The organism is Flavobacterium sp. RNTU_13, assembly GCF_046614455.1.
Classification (GTDB): domain Bacteria; phylum Bacteroidota; class Bacteroidia; order Flavobacteriales; family Flavobacteriaceae; genus Flavobacterium.
In genome coordinates, this window is sequence record NZ_JBKJHB010000002.1 from 617,146 (window position 1) to 637,221 (window position 20,076).

Annotated in this window: 13 protein-coding genes, 1 pseudogene and 1 CRISPR repeat array (1 of these 15 only partly in view); of the genes and pseudogenes, 3 read left to right on the plus strand and 11 right to left on the minus strand. The window is 35.2% G+C overall.

Annotated features, from left to right (window positions below; translation table 11 throughout):
* Positions 1–8: 8 nt before the first annotated feature.
* Positions 9–4,154, minus strand: a complete 4,146-nt coding sequence (locus tag ACLI08_RS07815) for a two-component regulator propeller domain-containing protein (RefSeq protein WP_411427912.1) — start codon at positions 4,152–4,154, stop codon at positions 9–11.
* Between the two features lie 326 nt (positions 4,155–4,480).
* On the opposite strand from ACLI08_RS07815, the gene ACLI08_RS07820 reads away from it, so the two are divergent.
* A complete protein-coding gene (locus tag ACLI08_RS07820; protein ID WP_411427913.1) occupies positions 4,481–8,566 on the plus strand; it encodes a T9SS type B sorting domain-containing protein in 4,086 nt (1,361 codons plus the stop codon).
* Between the two features lie 512 nt (positions 8,567–9,078).
* Here ACLI08_RS07820 and ACLI08_RS07825 read toward each other — a convergent pair.
* The 10 genes and pseudogenes from ACLI08_RS07825 to ACLI08_RS07870 all read right to left on the minus strand — a co-directional run bounded on the left by ACLI08_RS07825 (position 9,079) and on the right by ACLI08_RS07870 (position 14,849).
* Positions 9,079–9,288 carry a hypothetical protein gene (locus ACLI08_RS07825; protein WP_411427914.1) on the minus strand — a complete coding sequence of 70 codons (210 nt, stop codon included), beginning with the start codon at positions 9,286–9,288 and terminating at the stop codon, positions 9,079–9,081.
* The gene (locus ACLI08_RS07830; protein WP_411427915.1) at positions 9,281–10,198 is read right to left on the minus strand and encodes an RHS repeat-associated core domain-containing protein; all 918 of its coding nucleotides are present in this window, start codon (positions 10,196–10,198) and stop codon (positions 9,281–9,283) included. Before ACLI08_RS07830 ends, ACLI08_RS07825 begins: the two co-directional genes overlap by 8 nt.
* Positions 10,199–10,469: 271 nt before the next feature.
* Complete coding sequence (locus ACLI08_RS07835) at positions 10,470–10,859, minus strand: hypothetical protein (protein WP_411427916.1); 390 nt, start codon at positions 10,857–10,859, stop codon at positions 10,470–10,472.
* A 7-nt stretch (positions 10,860–10,866) separates the two neighbouring features.
* Positions 10,867–11,664 (minus strand): annotated as a pseudogene (locus ACLI08_RS07840) (RHS repeat-associated core domain-containing protein); the annotation flags it as partial.
* 26 nt (positions 11,665–11,690) lie between these two features.
* Complete coding sequence (locus ACLI08_RS07845; RefSeq protein WP_411427917.1) at positions 11,691–11,879, minus strand: hypothetical protein; 189 nt, start codon at positions 11,877–11,879, stop codon at positions 11,691–11,693.
* A gap of 165 nt (positions 11,880–12,044) precedes the next feature.
* The gene (locus ACLI08_RS07850; RefSeq protein WP_411427918.1) at positions 12,045–12,368 is read right to left on the minus strand and encodes a hypothetical protein; all 324 of its coding nucleotides are present in this window, start codon (positions 12,366–12,368) and stop codon (positions 12,045–12,047) included.
* A 498-nt stretch (positions 12,369–12,866) separates the two neighbouring features.
* A complete protein-coding gene (locus ACLI08_RS07855; protein WP_411427919.1) occupies positions 12,867–13,316 on the minus strand; it encodes a hypothetical protein in 450 nt (149 codons plus the stop codon).
* Positions 13,313–13,750 (minus strand): hypothetical protein, encoded by a 438-nt coding sequence (locus ACLI08_RS07860; protein ID WP_411427920.1) that lies wholly within the window; start codon positions 13,748–13,750, stop codon positions 13,313–13,315. Before ACLI08_RS07860 ends, ACLI08_RS07855 begins: the two co-directional genes overlap by 4 nt.
* The gene (locus ACLI08_RS07865; RefSeq protein WP_411427921.1) at positions 13,743–14,225 is read right to left on the minus strand and encodes a hypothetical protein; all 483 of its coding nucleotides are present in this window, start codon (positions 14,223–14,225) and stop codon (positions 13,743–13,745) included. Before ACLI08_RS07865 ends, ACLI08_RS07860 begins: the two co-directional genes overlap by 8 nt.
* Before the next feature lie 297 nt (positions 14,226–14,522).
* The gene (locus ACLI08_RS07870) at positions 14,523–14,849 is read right to left on the minus strand and encodes a hypothetical protein (RefSeq protein ID WP_411427922.1); all 327 of its coding nucleotides are present in this window, start codon (positions 14,847–14,849) and stop codon (positions 14,523–14,525) included.
* 491 nt (positions 14,850–15,340) lie between these two features.
* Between ACLI08_RS07870 and ACLI08_RS07875 the strand changes: the two genes are divergently transcribed.
* Together ACLI08_RS07875 and ACLI08_RS07880 are read left to right on the plus strand one after the other, a co-directional pair.
* Entirely contained in the window at positions 15,341–16,009 is a 669-nt protein-coding gene (locus ACLI08_RS07875; RefSeq protein WP_411427923.1) for a LuxR C-terminal-related transcriptional regulator, read from the plus strand.
* Positions 16,010–16,504: 495 nt separating this feature from the next.
* Positions 16,505–18,337, plus strand: a complete 1,833-nt coding sequence (locus tag ACLI08_RS07880) for a hypothetical protein (RefSeq protein ID WP_411427924.1) — start codon at positions 16,505–16,507, stop codon at positions 18,335–18,337.
* A gap of 7 nt (positions 18,338–18,344) precedes the next feature.
* A CRISPR array of direct repeats spans positions 18,345–20,076; the repeat unit is 47 nt; unit sequence GTTGTGAATTGCTTTCAAAATTGTATCTTTAGTAGATGATTCACAGG (it continues 82 nt past the right edge of the window).

Consider the following 20,076-nt stretch of genomic DNA (forward strand, 5'->3'; position numbering starts at 1 on the left):
AACTTTGTCTATTTTTTAGGTTTTTTATCTTGTGTAGGCAGGTTGCCGTATTTAGCCTTGTAGCATTTAGAAAAATACGAAGGAGAGGTAAACCCTACTATATAGGTAATTTCGTTTATATTGTTATTGCCTAATTCTATCAGTTGCTTTGCTTTTTCTAGTCTTACGTTTCTAACAAATTCATTTACCGACACGCCCGTAAGCGTTTTTATTTTTCGATACAGCTGGCTTCGGCTCAGGAACACTTTTTCAGATAAAAATTCTACGCTTAGTTGCGGATCGCTTATATTCTCATTAATACACTGCAGGATTTTTTGAATAAACTCATTATCCAGGGTAGTAGTTTTGTCCATACCCAATTTTGTAATCCCTGTGTAGAATTTCTTAAAAATAATTTGCCTGCTTGTAATAAGCTGTGCCAGGCTTGCCTTGAGGATATCCAACTCAAAAGGTTTACTTAAATACATATCTGCGCCGGAATCAATTCCTTCTAACTTGTCTTTTACCATAGCCTTTGCAGAGAGCATCAACAAAGGGATGTGACTCGTTTTTAAGTCACCTTTAATCTGCTTGCAAAGCTGTAAACCATCCATAACAGGCATAACAACATCTGTTATAATTAAATCAGGTAACCTCTCAACAGCAAGCTCGTAACCTTTTTTACCATTCTCTGCTACAATTACTTTATATGACTTGCTGAGCTCTTCCTTAAGGTAAGACCTGAGCTCTACATTATCTTCTACAATTAAAACAGTGTAGGTTTTTACAACCTCTTCCTGAACTTCTTCATCAAATTCATAATCAATATCTTGGCTTTCATTTAATTCAGTGCTTAGTCGTTTATCACTTTTTTTACGCTTGTACGATTCATGAACTATTTCACTTTCATGGTAAAAAGAATTGCCTGCGGGGAACAAAATTTTAAATGTCGTTACTTCTCCCTCTTTACTTTCAACATATATTTTACCCTTATGTAGCTCAACAAATTCTTTTACAACCTCAAGGCCAATCCCGGTACTGCCGTAGTATGCTTTATTTAAATTATCCACCTGGTAAAACCGGTCAAAGATTCTTTCCAAATCATTTTCATTTATACCCGAACCGGTGTTTTTTATGGAAATGGAAATCGCAGGAACAGCATTTCCCTCAATAACTAAAAAGTTGTCAGGTCTTGAATTTTCAATAATAACGTCTATAAAACCATCATCGGGTGTAAACTTAAACGCGTTAGAAAGAATATTAAAAATTATCTTTTCAAGCATATTTGGGTCAAACCAATCTTCAAGCTCATTTGTATCGGTTTTAAAATCAAGCGTAATGTTTCTGGCAATAGCCTCATCATCAAAATAGCTTACAACATCTTTTGTAAATCCTATTATGTCAATCTTTCTTACTTTAAGAGGTATTTTATTAAACTGTATTTTATTAAAGTCCATAAGCTCGTTAATTAACCTGGATAGCCTGGTAGAACTTTTGTGTATTGTTTTCAGTTTGGTTTTAATTTCCTCAGGTATGCCTTTGCTCCGTAATATATCTTCTAACGGATTTATTATTAAGGTTAACGGAGTTCTGAACTCATGCGATATATTGGTGAAAAATTGTAGTTTCTTATTGTTTAAGTTTTCAGTTTGTACTAGTTTCTCTTTTTCTAAAAGTATAGCCTGCTTTGCCTTGAAACGGTCCTGGTAAATTTTGTTAAGATATATCACTACAGAAGCCAGCAGTAATGTGTAAGCAAGGTATGCCCACGAGGTTTTCCACCAGGGTGGTAAAATGATTATTTTCAGTGCTAAGGGTACCTTATTCCATGATGCGTTGCCGTTAGCCGACTTAACCTTAAAAATATATTCCCCGGGTGGTAAATTAGTGTAGGTAGCCGTTCTTTTACTTCCTACATAATTCCAGCTTTTTTCAAAGCCTTCAAGGTAATATGCGTACTGAATTTTCTTGGGGAAATTATAATCTATCCCTACATATTCTATCGTAAAAACCGACTGCGAATGGTTAAGGGTAATTTCTTTTGTTTGGGAAATTACTTTAGATAGGGGAGAGGAGTCATTTTGTGGCTTTACCGAGAAATTAAATAATTTTAAATCACTAAAATACAGCCTTGGTGATTTCTCATTTTTTTTGATTTGGTTAGGATTGAAATAATTTACTCCCTCATATCCGCCAAAATATAAATTGCCATTGCCATCTTTAAAAACCGCATTGTTATTAAAATCATTATCTATAAGACCGTCGTCTTTATTAAAATTAGTGCTGAATTTGTTTTTAAGGTCAAGTTTGGTAAGCCCATTTCCGCCGCTTACCCATAAAGCTCCGTTATTATCTGAAATTATAGCGCGTACAGATTTCTCTGTAAAGCCGGGAAAATCATTATAGTTTAAAAAAGCCTTATTTTTTTTATTGTAGCTAAACAGCCCCGCACCATCTGTTCCAACCCAAATTGTTTTGTCGTTAGACTCATAAATAGACAATATAGTTTGAACGCTTTTGTGTTTGGGCATGTCACTTAACATTGCGCTATGCATAGGGGTTACCTTAAAACCTGAGTTGCCAACAAAACGTACCTGATACAGGCCCAATATGGTGCCTACCCATAAAACATTATCAGAATCTACCAAAACTTTACGTATAAGGGCATTGTCTAATCCGTTATCTGAAAATGGTTTAGAGCTACAATGCACAAATGTATTGCGGTTATTGTCAAAGTAATGTAGTCCCTTTATAAACGTACCAATCCAAATTCTCCCTCCGGAATCTTCTGAAAAACTAAACACCCCGTTTGATTTTAGCCCCGGTGTATTTTTTGTGTTGTAATTTATAAACTTTGTAGTCCCTTTTTTTAAAAAGTAGATTCCACGATCCCAGCTTCCTATCCAAATATTTTGTTTGCTGTCTATAAATATGGTCTGAATGTAATGCGCATCTAAGCCGGAATAATAACCTTGATTTTTGTCATTAACATGGATAAAATTTTTGTCGCGGAGGTTATAAATGTCTAGGCCACCGCCTTCATTGCTTATTAACAGCCGGTCTTCCTTGTCTTTAACAACAGATGTTACATAACTTGTTTGTAGTGAATTGTCGTTATTTACAAGCGATTCTATAGCTGTGAACTTACTGTTAGGTTTATCAAATATGCCAAGTCCTTTATTATAGTAGCCTAACCAAAGGCGTTTCTCTTTATCCTCATACAAGGACCATACTGAATTAGACTTTAAACTAAAATCATCGTATTTATTGTGTAAATACTTTTTTACGATACGGCCCTTAAAGTCAATAATAAGTAACCCATCATTTTCGGTACCACATATAATGTAATCGTGCCGGCTTTGTATAACAGATAAGATTTTATTTTTGGTAACTGCATAATTTTCATACTCATAATTATCTGTTTCAGGCTTAATTTTAGTTAAACCATTTGAAAATGTACCAAGCCATATATACCCAAATTTATCTATAACCATACTTTCAATATCATCTGAAACGCCCTTGGTTTTAAATTTGTCGGTATAAACCTGGTTTATATTCCCATTAGGTTCCATCTCTAACAGGCCATAGCTGGTTCCCAAATAAATAGTTCCCTGTCTGTTTTTTGCGAAACATTTTATCAAAAAATTTGGTTTTTGAAATAATTTCGACCTTACCGGTGTAGCTTTCTGAGTTCTAATATTGAGTTTGAACAATCCAAAGCCATAGGTACCCAAAATTAAATTACCACTATTATCCTGAGCAATTGTTTTGATAGTAACCGGTTCATGAAATCCGTTTTTAATCCTATCTTCAATAGTAATTTTTGTAAAATTATCTAAATCCCTGTTGTATAAACACAATCCTTCATCTGTGCCAACCCATAAGTTATTATATGAGTCTACAAATGTGGTAAAGATTACATCACTATTTAGCGAACCTTTTTTCTTTTGGTCATACCGATATCCTACATAGTTAACGCCATCGTACCGAAATAATCCTGAACCGATTGTACCAATCCACAAAAAACCGTTATTGTCCTGAACAATAGATGAGATAGCTCTTTTAGAACTCGTTTCCTGTATATTCCTAAACTGATAGTTATCAAATTTACCCTGCGGGAAAACATAATTTATGAAGATACAATAGCATACAAAAATATATTTCAGGTTTTTCATCTATTTATCGTAAAATGTATGGGAGTGCCAATTTAGGCTATTAATTCGAATTTGCTTCTATAATTTCAGCCGCTTTTAATGTGTCATCGCCAACAGAAAAGCGATTGAAAGTAATATTCGTTTTGTTGCTTGCGCGCTGAATGAACGCATTTTGTTTCCTTTGACTAAAATCCTGCTGTATATCTGCACAATCTGTACATATAACGGAGGACGCCCAAAGGTCGTAGTCAAACAGCTTGTGCCAATTTAGAGGTTTTCTAATAACTCAAAAATAAACATTTCACCAGTCCTAAAGAATTTGTAATTTTGTACTCCAACCAATTACCATGAAAAAGAGTATATCCCTACTATTGTTGTTAGTTGTAACGTTGCTGCATGCGCAAAACGATTTTAAAAATGCAGGCGGTACTGGTTTTGTTGAAAACAAAGGCCAGCTTTGCAACCAACATAACAAACCGAATAATAATGTTGCTTTTCTTCTGAATGCCCCCGGGATGAACATACAGCTGCGTAAATCAGGATTTAGTTATGATTTTTACCGGACCGAGCACCGCAAAAAAAAGATAAAGCATTATGGCCTTTTGTCCACACAGCAAGATACGGTTGAATATATCTATACCACACAACTACACAGGGTAGATTTTGACTTTGAGGGAGCCAACCCCTTTGTCAAAATAATAGGGGAGGAAAAACTGGCGTCGCACACTAACTACTACAACATGCCATGGAAGTCTGCCGGGATAGAAATGGTTAATAGCTATAAAAAAGTAGTGTATCAGAATTTATATACGGGCATAGACCTGGTGTTTTCTATTCCTGATGATACTTCAAAGCCCGTAGAATACAATTTTGTAGTGCATGAAAATGGCAATATAAGCGATATAAAGTTCAGGATTAAAGGAGCCAGGAACCGGCTTCAGGATAATGTAATAAAATGCAGTGTACGTTTTGGTGATTTTGAAGAAACCATTCCGCTGAGCTGGACAGAATCAGGTACCGTAAAAGAAACGCTTGGCATAAACTACAGGCGACTGGGCAAAAATGTATATGGGTTTGCTGCTAATACCTCATTAAAAGGTAAGGAAATAATTATAGACCCTGTGCCTGTACGGCTTTGGGGTACTTATTTTGGCGGGTATGCTGCCGCATTTCCCGGTTATATAACCACCGATGCCCTTAACAATGTTTATGTGAGCGGCTTAACAGCCAGTACCCAATTTGTGGCTACAGAAGGAACTTTTATGTCTACCTATACATCAGGTAGCAGTGGTGCCTATATCTCAAAACTATCTAGTAATGGCTCGCAGGTTTGGGGTACATATTATCCTGTTGGCGGTAAAACCATTACTGTAGACTCTGATTTTAATGTTATATTTTGTGGCTCAACCAATAGTAGCTACCCTAATGTAACTTCCTCCGGAGCTTACCAGGCCTCTAAAAGTAGCTATTCTGATTGTTATATTGTTAAACTTAATTCTTCAGGGCAAAGGCTTTGGGGAACGTATTACGGAGCCAATGGTAACGACAATGCCGGTGGTGTTTCTATTACACACGACAGCGACAACAACATTTACTTTGTTGGCGAAACTGAAAGCACGCAGGATATGGCCACAACCGGTAGCTTCCAGCCGGCTCTCTCTGGAGGTTATGATGGCTTTATATCAAAATTTTCGCCTTCAGGATCACGCCTTTGGGGAACATATTTTGGAGGAACGCGACCCGATGGGCTAAGTACTGTAAATATATCTGATGATGGTTATATTTATGTTACCGGTACAACAAACAGTGCAAACATGACAACACCCGGTACATATAAGCCAAACTGGGATGGCACACCGGAAATCTTTATAGGTAAATTTGACACTGCGGGAACAAGATTATGGAGCACTTATGCAGGTGGCTCTGGGTATGATTATATGTTTAGAGCTGCACTGCGTGGCTCAAAATTGTATTTACAGGGGCGTACCAGCAGTACAAATAACATTGGCACTCCAGGTAGTTTATTTCCTAGCTATGTAATTAGCGACAACGGCACCGACTCTTATTTTGTGATGTGTTTTGACACACAGAACCAAAACATACTGTACGGAACTTATTTTCCCAGCCAAATCACCGGACTTACAGTTAACCAAAACGACCAAGCCTTATTTTGCGGAGATGCGAGTTCTAATGAAAACATAGCTACACCCGATGCTTACATGCCTGTTAAAGGCACATATTCTAAATCATATCTTGTTAAACTTGGTGCAGCGGGAGAGCGCATATGGGGCACTTATTATGGCGGTGATAAAGCGGAACAAAATTGCGCAGTAGCAACTGATACCGCAGGAGATATTTACATGCACGGCATAACAAATGGCAGTATGACCGGCATAGCCACACCAGGTGCACATCAAAGTAGTATTTCTCCTGCAAATGTAGGTGCTACTTATATTGTAAAGTTTCGCGATTGTAATTCGTTTAGTACAGTGTCTTCAAATTCACCCGTATGTATAGGCCAAACCATAAACCTTACCGCCCAGGGTGGGGCAAACTACCTTTGGAGCGGTCCTGATGGTTTTACCTCTACACAGCAAAACCCAGTAATACCATCGGCTACAGCGCTGAAGGCGGGTACATACAGCTGTGCCATAACTGGCACTACGGGATGCGATGCCACCCAAACTATAGAGATTGTAGTAGGCGATACAGAACTGCCCGTACCTACCGTAACCAATTTGCCTCCACTTACTGCAGACTGCACCCTTAGCGTAACCCAGATACCTACTGCTACCGACAGATGCGATGGCATGATAACGGCAACAACTATAAATCCGTTAGTGTACAATGTGCCCGGTAATTATACTATCAACTGGACGTATACTGACAGCAGCGGTAATGTAACCACACAGCAACAGCAGGTTGTAGTAAATCAACCCGCATTAGCGGTAGAGCCTAACGTAATGCTTTCCGGTTGTAACGGCACCCCGTTTAACCTTACACAGGCACAAGCATTAATTACCCAGATACCGGGTGCAACATTTACTTATTATGACGATCCGCAAAACGCGCAGCAGCAAATAAATGCAGTCGCAAACCCTACGGCTTATACGGTTACCACGTCTTCCCAAATTTTTGTTGTTGTAGCACTGCCAGGTGGGTGTAATGCGGTGTCTAATCTGTTGCTACAAAGCATAGCTCCACCTGTTGTCCCTGCCTATACGCTGGAAAAATGTTTTGGCACTGGCCAGCAGATATTTAATCTTGCTGATGCCCTGCCGTCTCTAAATCTTAGTAATGAATATGCGGTAACATTCTATGCGTCTGCATCAGATTTGTCTAATGCTATACCGATTGTAAATACAGGTTCGTTTACCACCACTACGCCTTTATATACGCTTTATGTAAAGTTGGTTAACAGTGCCGGATGTATAGGTACCGGAACCATTGAATTAAAGGCAGGCCATGCCACTAATTTAGACTTGTCCGATTATATAGAGTGCGAAGTTAACGGCCCGGTATTGTTTAACCTCGCCTCACAGCAGGCTAAGATTACTGCAGCCTTGCCTGAAGATAACTACCAATTTAGCTATTATAACAATTATAATGATGCTATAGACGGTACAGCTAACAATACGCTTGATGCTACACTATCCGTTACGGCTGGCAGCACAACGGTATATTACAGGGTGGTGGCGCCTGGCTCTTGTCCTTACATAATTAAACAGCTGCTCATTGCGATCCCAAAACCTGATTTCGGCCTGGAAGCCGTGTATAATATCTGTAAGGGAGAAAAACTGAATCTGTCGCTGCCAGGGGGATACTATCGTTATGAATGGTCTAACGGCGCACTAGGTCAAAACGCAAGCTTTACAGATGCAGGAGGAACATATACTGCCACCATTACTACTGTAGTTGGAGGGGTTACTTGCCAAAACACACAGGACTTTACCGTAAATGTTTATAACGCGCCTTATGTAAGCGATATAATTACCACTGATTTTGCAGGAAACAACAACAGCATTACAGTTTTACCATTTAGCCCAGACAATCTGTATGCTCTTAACGGGGGCACGTACGGGCAGGATAACGTATTTACCGGCCTTGAGAGTGGGCTGTATACTGTGCATGTAAAAGACAAAGGTGGATGTGGAGTTACAGTTAAAACAGTGGCGGTGCTAAACTATCCAAAATTCTTTACCCCTAATGGGGATGGTCAGTCCGACTACTGGCATATTAAATATGCTGCCACGGCACGCATCCTGGTAACTATTTTTGACCGTTACGGCAAGCTAATAACCACTGTAAAACCAAATGACAGGGGGTGGGACGGTACCTTTAACGGCCACCCTTTGCCCGCCACTGATTATTGGTTTGTAATTCAGCAGCAGGACGGTACAGAGTATCGTGGGCATTTTTCGCTTATCAGGTAATTTGTTTTTAAAAAATCTATCTTTTAAACTTCGTACTATTCTCATGCCTTATTTCATACACGGAGATATAAGTCAATTAAAAGCTATTTAAAGCCTAAAAAACAACAAAGCCAGCCCTAAGGCTGCCTTTGATGCTATCTATAAGATTGAAATTTTGTTGTGTATTTCAGACTTTTAAAGCGTCAGTTCGTAAAAACGCCTAATCTGAAATATTACCGGCTTTTAAAGTATCAGTTCGTAAAAATACCTAATCTTAAACATTACCGATTATGGAATCATTATAATATCATTAACTCTATCAAGACACGAAGATTTTTTCTGTCATTAGCTCTTAGCCCTCATTAACACATTCAAAATCCAAAGCTTCAACATGAAAGTTTTTTAAGAATTCTTTCAATTTGATTTTTTAAGAATTTTTTGCTAAAAATGCAGCAATGTTATAATAAAAAAACCTTGCAATTTGCAAGGTTTTTTTATGCTTATTATCTATCTTTTTTTACTAAAAATATAATTTAAGAAAACAAATCTAATATCATTTTCGGAATAATAGATTTACTAGATTTATTTAATGATTTATCTCTTTCTTTAATTAAATCATCTTTGTCTAACTTTCTTAGCCTTAAAAATGTTTTTCTAATTAAATAAATCACTAGTAAAAGTGTAACTATAAAAAGAAAGACAATAATATAAAACTCTTTTTCTGTTCTAAAAAAATCATTCATTCTCTTGTAATTTTTTAGATTTTATAGTTCCGTTTACAGGTAAAAATAGACAACCTTTAACAATTTTCCCTCCTTTAATTATTTTGTCCATATTTGTAGTAGCTTCTTTTTCTAACGTATTGATAAGATTTCTCCTTGACAATCCAAAATCTCCTGTAAGTTCACCCCAAAACTGTACACTACCGCCTGTTGTATATGATTCAGTTGGAGAATTTATATTATCAATTATATTTCCAACTAAACCAAGAACATTTGAAGGAGCATTCTCAAGCATTTCATTTTCAGTTATAGTACCGTATAATGCTAATGGAGAACTTAGTATTCTCGTGGCTCCGTCAGCGATACCATATAATCCAATCGCTTTTGCAACGCCTGTTGGTTCTGGTGCTAATAAAGCCCCAACACCTGCAACAACTTCATTATAAACACTATAAGCATTTGCTAAAACAACTCCTGATTTTATTATTTTGTGTGTAGTGCTAGTTTTGTAAGGACTGAAACTAATATTATTCCCTTTGGTTTCATCAATTCTTATCCAAGATTGTTTTTTTGCATCATAACGCCAAGTACCATCTTTATAACTCCAATTTACAGAAGAACTATTTTTATTAACTATATCCTTTACAAAACTATTAAATTCTTTAGTTCCTCTCAATGGTGGTTTTTTTACTTCTCGTTCGTCTGGATCAATAAAATAGATTGGATTGTTCATACAAAAGTTGTACGGCGACCAACTTGGATACTTCTCCGCTAGTGGGTCAACAGATATAAAAATACTCAATTTTGGGTCATAATAACGCGCTGAGTAATAATAATTTCCGGTTTCTTCGTCGTATTTTTTTCCGTTAAACTTAAACGGTGAGTTAAAAGAGTTAATATACTCATCTACGAGTGTTTCTCCAAACGTCATGTATTCCATGTGCTGGCTTACCCTACCGGTTTGGTTGGTTATGTAACTGCTGCTGCCCAAATGATTAGGGTGGAAGTAAATTATTAAAAACAACAAAGACAACCCTAAGGTTGTCTTTGTTATTAGATATAAGATTGAAATTTTGTTATGTATTTTAGGCTAATAAAGCATCTTTTTATTATCACACCTCATCTGAAACATTACTTGGTGATTGCCAAGAAAAAACTAAAATATAACCTAACTAACTTCATGAAAGAATGAGTTTTATGATTTAATTATTTGATAATTTTACATATATAAGATGTCTATATCGTCCATCATAAAAATCATTTGGATATTCAAAAGTAAATATTGTTCCTTTCAACAATGCCGTAATCTGCTTGTTAGAGTAATGGAATTTGATTAAAACTTCTTCTTTATTCATATTTTCAATAACTTCCCATTGACCATTTACTTTTACTTCATCTTTGTAATTTCTTAATTGAAAAGTATTGTCTTCATTTAAAGATAAAGTAGTGTACTCTTCAATTTTAACATTAGCATCTCTTAAAACACCCTTGTCTATTCCATAATTTCCTATAATCTGACTTTTGTCCATTTTCGAGCAACTAATAAGATTCAAAAAAAGTAATAAACAAATTGTTATTTTAAATGCTTTCATACAACTATTAGTCATTGTCTCTAATTTCGGTTAATACATATCTTGAAGGTCTATTTTCTTTAATATTTAGCTTAACTTCTTTATTTTCATTTAAAGGAATATTGTTGTCAGCATCAGCAAAATAATAATTTCCTTTACTATCTAAATGCAGTCTAAACTTGTTTTTACCAATATCAGTACCTATTGACTTTTGTTCAGATGCTGGTATATATCTCCCTGAATAATTATCATAATAAGAAAAATAAGCACCTTGATCATCTCTCCCCATTCCTACAATTGTTACATAGTGATTAGTTGCTCCGTTTGCATTACCTGTTTCGTGTTCAGGATCATACATAACACCTGCCATTACAGCTTTACCATCAGCCAAGTTTTCAATAATTGTATCAACCCCTTTTTGTAAATCGAGTTTAGATGTATCTCCTCCTTTTTCAACATACATATCAATTCTGCTTTTTGAACCTTTAGCTGTATAGTTCCCATTTGAGCCTTGTTCTACTTGTAATCTACTATAGTCTGCACATTCTCCGTGTCTAGATGTTCGATCTACTTCCATTCCAAATAATGTAGTTGTTGTTACAATGTTATTATTGTAATTAATCCATTTCTTACCACTCATAACATTTTCAACTATTGTAATGCGACTAAGGTTAGGTGGCGTTGGAGCCATTCCATCGGGATCAGTCAATTTCACCGGATTATTCAAACAATACGCAAAAGGGCTGATACCCGGATACTTATCCGCCAGCGGGTCCACCCCTATAAAAATACTAAATTTAGGGTCATAATAACGCGCTGAGTAATAATAATTTCCTGTTTATTCTACTGATTTTATTGGTTTTGGTGTTTTATGAATCTTAGCTTTGCTACGATTTCTTCGTCGTATTCTTTTCCGTTAAACTTAAATGGAGAGTTAAATGAGTTAATATGCTCATCTAAGAGTGTTTCCCCAAACGGCATATATTCCATGTGCTGGCTTACCCTCCCGGTTTGGTTGGTTATGTAGTTGATGCTACCCAAATGATTAGGGTGGAAGTAGATTATTTACAAAAACAAAGACAACCCAGCGGTTACCTTTATTATCAAATCTAACATTTAGGTATTGTATCTATTTCAGTCTATTAAAGAATCTTTTATAAAAACACCTAATCTGAAACAGTACTACATTATCGAAATATTACAGCATTAAATTTTAACTTTCGAAAGTATATCCTTAATTATATCATATAAAGAAATTCCATCTTGATAAAACTCGAAAACATCTTGAAGTCCATACAATGATTCTGCTTGCCAAGAATTTACTGAATAATTAACTCTATTTAATGTAAAACAAATATTATTTTTGGTATGAACGTTCTGAATGAAATAACGTACTTCATTTACAAATTGTTCCAAAGTGATAATTTCAATTGGCCAATCGTTAATAGATTTTAATAAAATTGTTGCTATTTTTTTAAACTCTTCTCCTTTATTATTAGATTGTGTAAGTTGTTCAACAATAATATCCATCAGTTTATCTTTTTAAATTTATTTTGATGCTAATAATAATATTTTGTTTTTATGTCATAAACTTGCATTGTGGTATTATTTCTAAAATAATGATTTTCAATTTTATTATCATCGAGAATTACTGCTTCATGTACCTTTACTCATTCTTCAGTAAACCAGGTGTTTAACTTATCCAGCATTCCTGTATTTTTTATTGGTATCTCCGGTATTGTAGGTGTAAACGGCAAGAGGGTGTATCGCCCTTCGGTCATGTTTGCAAAGCATACAACAATATATTTGTAACCTTATCAAATGATAGTGTAGGCATGAATTTAGGGATCGTCAAAAAAAGTAAGAATTAATATGTTGTTTGGTATTATGTAAACTATAAAGGACTAAAATCGAACTCTTGTGTGGCTTTAATATTTTTTTAAGCTCTAAAATAAATATAAAATAAGGATAGTGCTAGAAAATAATGTTATTATTTGTCGTCGTACGATAAACTTTGAACACTTATTTTTAGAAACGAGTTTTCAGATGTTTAATAATTTTTAAAAGAGCTTTTCTGTTTTTGCCCTCGTGGTAAAACTTAGGCAGTTTTTCTAAAAGAGTAAAATGTGTACGGGTTTTATGTTCTCGCAATTTTGCAGAAATATAGTGCTCTAAATAATATAAATGTTGGTCGTTATATGCCAAAAAAACATCACTCTTATACTGATATTGCAGCCATAGCTCTGCATCGAAGTATCTATGTGCCGCCATTATTATGTTTAGTTTTCCACCTGAAGATTCTGTTTCTGTGGATATTTCTTTAAGATAACTGCAATTTATACAAAATAAGCGAGCCGTTTTTGTTTCGCAATTAGCAATAGCAATGGCTTTTTTTTCACAACAAGGACACTTTACCCAAACTTCCGACTGAAATTCTGTGAGCAACTTATTTTCATCTGTAAAGCGCTCTCGTATCATTTGTGAGTGTTTTCTTCTGTTTTTATTTTGGCCATCTTACAATGAAAATCAATTTTATAAACTAAATGAGAAATATTCTTATTCATATATTTTAATTCATTTTCTGCTGATTTCATATTATTCCTTTTTAAATCAGTTGTATATAATACTAAGGATTGTAAAATGAAGTTTAGAGACGATTTAAGCTGGGTTGTTTCCTCTGTATTTCCTGAAATTTTAGTAATGTTCCTGCTAAAAATATCTTTTTGAGTACTTGCGGATTGTATTAAACGATTCAATTTTTCTAATTTCTTTTTTGGACTTTCGTTTGAGTTTACACTACTTTTTACCTCTAACAAATAGTCTTGTACTCTAAATAAGCTGTCTATTGCAGCTTTTTGAGCGTTGGTTTGCAACCAAACCAATATAAATAAAACTAAAAATTTTTTAATCATACCAAAATCCTTTTTCTATTGTATATCCAGCCTTTCGAAAAGCAACTAATAAATCATCTGCTACATACTCATTTTGTTTTTCGGAGGACATTTGCAGAAAAAACATATCAGTCGTTTTTTCTGATTTTTCCCCGTGTGCATTGATTTGAGTAATTTTAACGGCATTGGGTTCGGTTTCAAAAATTATATTAACGTCTTTTACGATTCGTTTTATCTTACATAGCTCCACTTGTCTTATTTCATTATAGAAGTCTTCTCCGTAATAACTTTTCCTTTTTAATGTAATACTCAAGACATTGTTTTCCAAAGAAAAGTTTTTTATTACATCAAACTTTTCTCCAAAGTAATTAATTGTGTCTTTTTGAGCTATAATTTCTTTTGCTATCTCTTTATTCAGAATTTTAATGATTTTCGTTGTTTGAGAAAAAGCAAAGACAGAATTTAGAAAAAACAAAATGGTAGCTATTGATTTCATAATTTAAATTGGAGAGTTTCTGGTAGTGGCTAAGGCTTCGGTGCATCACGAAAGTACAAAAAAGTTACAATATCTATCATGCCGTCCTGGTTTACATCTTCTGTATAAGGTACACTATAATAAGATTCTTTTCCCTTGCATTTGTAAACAGGCAAATCAAAATAAGTGTATTTTTCTATTTCGCAAAGCCCACTATTTTTACACATCCAGTGTTCATCTTCAACACTATTTATGGTTAATATAATGTAGTTGCCATTTTCCAGAGAGTAAGGAACAGGTTTAATTGATTCTACTATTTCACATTTTCGGTTTTTTGTCAAAATAATAAACGATTTCTTCAATCATCTTGTCTTTATTTTTGTAGCCGAAACTATCTACTACAATCACATCTCTGCTGCCGTCATCCGTTTTATCCGTTTTGTAATTAGTGCCATTTTGTTTAGGTTCATCGATTATAGCATTGTAACTATATCCCAAAAACTCGTATTTTTTTGGGATATATTGTCTCTCTTTTTCATTATCTGCAATTATTTTCCCTATGTACCTTCCCGTTTCTTCTTCGTATTCTTTATCTGTAATTACTTGCCCGAGGATAGGGTGGGTGAGAAGTATTGTTAGTAGCATAAAGGCTACTTTTAAGTTTTTTATAATGATTGCTTTATCAGTTTAATTTGGCATATTTATTATATTTTCATCCAGTATGTTTCTATGAAATTGTAAGACTTATTCTGCTAATTGTTTCTATTATGAATCTAGGGCTATTTTATTCCGATACTCATATTGAGTATTTTTAACTTAACCGTTTCCGGTTTCTCCCTGTGTCCTGTATTTCCGCTGCCGTAAAAAGAATTAAAGGCGGTAGTTTACAGAGATTATTCACAAAGTTTTTTCTAATTAATTCCTTTAATGTAAAATTAGAACAACCAACAAACTAAACAGTCACTAATGTTAGTGATTTTTTAGTTTTTAGTATTTTTGAAATAGGTAAATTGATATATTATAATTGATTATGGAAATAATTAAGTTTGATGAAATGAAAAAAACGTGGCATCAAATTGCCCGGAACAACGACGGGAGAACTTTGCCTAACTTTGATTTGGAAGTGTATAAAAAAAATGCTCAACGTTTTTCATCCTCGAGATTTCTATTACTACATTATTAATATTGCTTCGGTAGAAATGGAATACGTTAATGATAAAGTTTTAGATATAATTGGCATTTCGCCAAAGGACTTTACTGTAGAGTATGTTTTCGAAAAGATACATCCGGACGACAAAGACAGATTTGTGGCATACCAACAAAAAGTAACCGATTTTTTTAGTAACCTCCTTCCTGAAAAAGTACTTAAATATAAAGTGAGCTATGATTACCGTTTGCGTTGCGCAGATGGCTCTTACAAATGGATGCTGATGCAAAACGTAACCCTGCAAACAGATGATTGTGGTTCGGTTATCCGTGTTTTAGGCGTAAAAACTGATATTACACATCTTAAGACAGATAATGTGCCGTCTGGTTTGTCGTTTCTCGGTTTAGATGGCGAGCCGTCCTTTTATAATGTGCCGATAAATTCACAACTTTTACTGCCTGGTAAATCTTTATTTTCAAAAAGAGAAAAACAGGTATTGCGCCTGGTTCTTAACCGTAAGAGCACATCTGAAATTGCCGAACTTCTGTGTATTTCAGTGCATACTGTAAACTCACATCGGAAAAATATTTTTAGTAAATCAGGGTGTACTTCATTAGTGGAGCTCGGTTCAAAGTCTGTAAAGGAAGCATGGATTTAAAATTGAATACATTACTATTGCCTTTTAAAAACAATATATTTTTTTTAAAACGGATTTTCAGTAGGTATAGAATTTTACAATAGGTAAAAAAAATCATTGAAGCTCTTTCACGCCAAAAAAAAATCGCCAACATACTTATAGCGCCAGTAGTAAACAACTCCGGTTAAAATTAGCAATTCTATATTTGAAAAATTACAGAATTTAAGCCCAATGCCATTGCCTTTTACATTGAGTGAAATAGTTGTTAAAAGGTTAATTTTCACTTTTTGGTTTTGAAATGTGTCAAAATTTAAAACCAAATTTCCTTCGAAAGAAATACATCAAAGGTTTTTCTTTTAAAAATTCATTTTTATCGTATAATTAGTAGTTTTTATATGTAAAATTTCAAAAAAAAATAGCTAAAACTAGTGATTGTTTTAAACTACCTCTTTTTCTATTTTTGAAATTGCACATTGTTCAGTCCGAACTGGGAATTAACAACTAATTAAACGAAATATGAAAAAATTAATCCCTAGAACGCTAATTTGCCTGTCAATTTTATTATTTGGCCTCACACTTTCCGCTCAAACCAAACAATTTGACGCTTATAACGACCAAGGCGGTGTTAATATAACTATTGTGGTTAAGGGAATAGACCCGTCAAACAGCCAGTTATATTATGCGGTAGTAAAAAACAATGGTACCGACGATATTAAAATATCTTTTAGTTATGCCATCAACCTTACATGCGGCTCCGTTAAATCCGGTAGCCTTACTACAGAAGTGCCTGCCGGTAAAACCGTTAATTTTGGCGAATATAATGGCTCATTTAATGCAAAGACAGAGTGTGGTGTTACCAGCGGCAACGCAGCATTGTCTGCCTCGGTAAGTAACGTTAGCCTTATAAAACCTAAGCTTGGCAAAATACAATCATACATAGACAATGCCTACAGCAAAATGAACAACGGCGATTTTGCTGCGGCAAAAGGTTACTTAGATAACGCATCACAGTTGTGTAACTCCTGTTCACTTCAAAACCAGATTAATAATGCGAGGGCTCAGCTTATTGAACTCAAAAACAGTGCAGAAGCCGCAGCACGAAATGAAAAAATAAAGCAGCAGCAGGAACAAAAGGAAGCCGAGAAAAAACAGCGGGAGCAGGAACAAATAGAGTCCGAAAAAAACAAGCGAGAGCAGGAAGCAGAACAAGAACGCCTTTCAAAGGAGCAAAACCCCAATGATAATCAGTCGGAATCAGAGTCCACAGTAAATCAAACGGAGGCCGCTAAAACAGCCGGAAGCGACAGCAGTACCGGCAAACCATTGATACAAAAAACTGCCGATAGCAAAAATGCTACAGAAACCGACAATAAAAAGGTGGAAGAAACCACCACCATAGATTATTACAGGGTGGGCAAATACAAACTTAAACTAAAATATGGTTACGTAATGTCTTATAAGAATGACAGCAATTATATGTACAATCTTAATAGTGTAACCATTGATGGTATGAGCTTTTACAATTATGTAGATTATGTAATAACCGAATGTGATAATTTTATGAACATGTATGGAGCCGATGACGAAGTGCAATACTTAAGAAACGAACTAAATAAAATAACCCCATCTTATCAGATGGCCGAGAGTGCTGTAAGCCTTATGAGTGCCTCTACCCGCTGGGAATTGGTAGGATCACTTGGTCTGCAGCCCACAAGCCTTATTGAAAATAACCCGGATACTCTCTACGAAACCTATAACCTGGAGCTGCGTTTCCTATTTTTGCCAGGGTGGTTTAAGTTTATGCTGGGGGGCGGCTTGGGTATAATGGACTTTCCTGATGCTTCTTTTGCGGCTTACAGCGGCGGGCAGCCTGCATATACTGATAAGACGAAGCTTAGCTTTGATTCTGAAATAAAGTTCTTCAGGGGTGTAGCTGGCTTTCAGGAGCGATTTGCCTTAAATGATGATGCCACAATACACCTTAGTTTTGAGCAGATATACAAATACAACTTTATGCAGATTGGCGACAAAGAAGCCTATACAGACAGCACCATAAAAATACCGCTTGATACCCGAACCACGGGTACTACTGATGGCAAACTGCTCAGCAACTTTTCATCGGCTGCTGCTGGCGTGGGGTTTGATTTTGGTTTTGGCGGCGAATTTGGCATGGGTATTTACGGAAACGTAGCTTATTATTTTTATGGTCAAAAACAGCACAAGGGTTCATTTAATGCAGAATCTGAATATAGCGATTATAACACTGATTATGAATTTACTGCCACAGAGGCGAAATTAAAACAGTTTATAAGCACCATATCTATTAAACTATTCCTCGATTTTGAATAGCGAGCAAGTTGTGAATTGCTTTCAAAATTGTATCTTTAGCAGATGATTCACAGGAAGTGTGGTAGTTACTTTCGGGTGGTATCGGTTGTGAATTGCTTTCAAAATTGTATCTTTAGTAGATGATTCACAGGAGACTTAAAAACGACTTTGCTTTACGTGTCGTTGTGAATTGCTTTCAAAATTGTATCTTTAATAGATGATTCACAGGTGCTGCCTTTACCCATATACTTACTGATATGTTGTGAATTGCTCTCAAAATTGTATCTTTAATAGATGATTCACAGGAAACATTATAAATGGAATTAGGTGAAATAGTTGTGAATTGCTTTCAAAATTGTATCTTTAATAGATGATTCACAGGCGATAATGTCAAATAACAAAGTTAAAGGTTGTTGTGAATTGCTTTCAAAATTGTATCTTTAATAGATGATTCACAGGGCCGTTATGGCTATAAAGTCGCCAAATATGGTTGTGAATTGCTTTCAAAATTGTATCTTTAATAGATGATTCACAGGTGCAAAATTGATATACACGACAATTTAAATGTTGTGAATTGCTTTCAAAATTGTATCTTTAGTAGATGATTCACAGGTTATGGGAGCATCTCCTGATGAGGTTATCGGTTGTGAATTGCTTTCAAAATTGTATCTTTAGTAGATGATTCACAGGCAACACGAATGTTTTCTTTGTCTTTGGTTTGTTGTGAATTGCTTTCAAAATTGTATCTTTAGTAGATGATTCACAGGAAAAAACCTAAACACCATGCAAACCGACACGTTGTGAATTGCTTTCAAAATTGTATCTTTAGTAGATGATTCACAGGCCCGAGTATGCATGGGATGAAGCCGATTTAGTTGTGAATTGCTTTCAAAATTGTATCTTTAGTAGATGATTCACAGGAAAAAACCGTAAAGGTAAAAGGGTATTACAGTTGTGAATTGCTTTCAAAATTGTATCTTTAGTAGATGATTCACAGGTGTTTACGGTGGTAACCTGCCCATCCACCAGTTGTGAATTGCTTTCAAAATTGTATCTTTAGTAGATGATTCACAGGTTTAAGTTATTTTTTTGTACTTCAAAATTAGTTGTGAATTGCTTTCAAAATTGTATCTTTAGTAGATGATTCACAGGAACGTTGTGGTAATATCAGGTCCGCAGGTAGTTGTGAATTGCTTTCAAAATTGTATCTTTAGTAGATGATTCACAGGTGCAAAATCTCGTTAATGTACTGCGGGCCGTTGTGAATTGCTTTCAAAATTGTATCTTTAGTAGATGATTCACAGGCAAGCAAATATTTGCTGATAGTGCTATACGTTGTGAATTGCTTTCAAAATTGTATCTTTAGTAGATGATTCACAGGATCTCCCATTGAAAGGGCAATTGATTCTACGTTGTGAATTGCTTTCAAAATTGTATCTTTAGTAGATGATTCACAGGATACCTTGTAGAAAAGAATATTGATACAGAGTTGTGAATTGCTTTCAAAATTGTATCTTTAGTAGATGATTCACAGGTGAGCAGAAACAAACTATAAAGCCAAGATGGTTGTGAATTGCTTTCAAAATTGTATCTTTAGTAGATGATTCACAGGACACTTTAACCAAATATCAACCAATAAACAGTTGTGAATTGCTTTCAAAATTGTATCTTTAGTAGATGATTCACAGGGATAAAGGAGTTTATGATTAAGCACTATATGTTGTGAATTGCTTTCAAAATTGTATCTTTAGTAGATGATT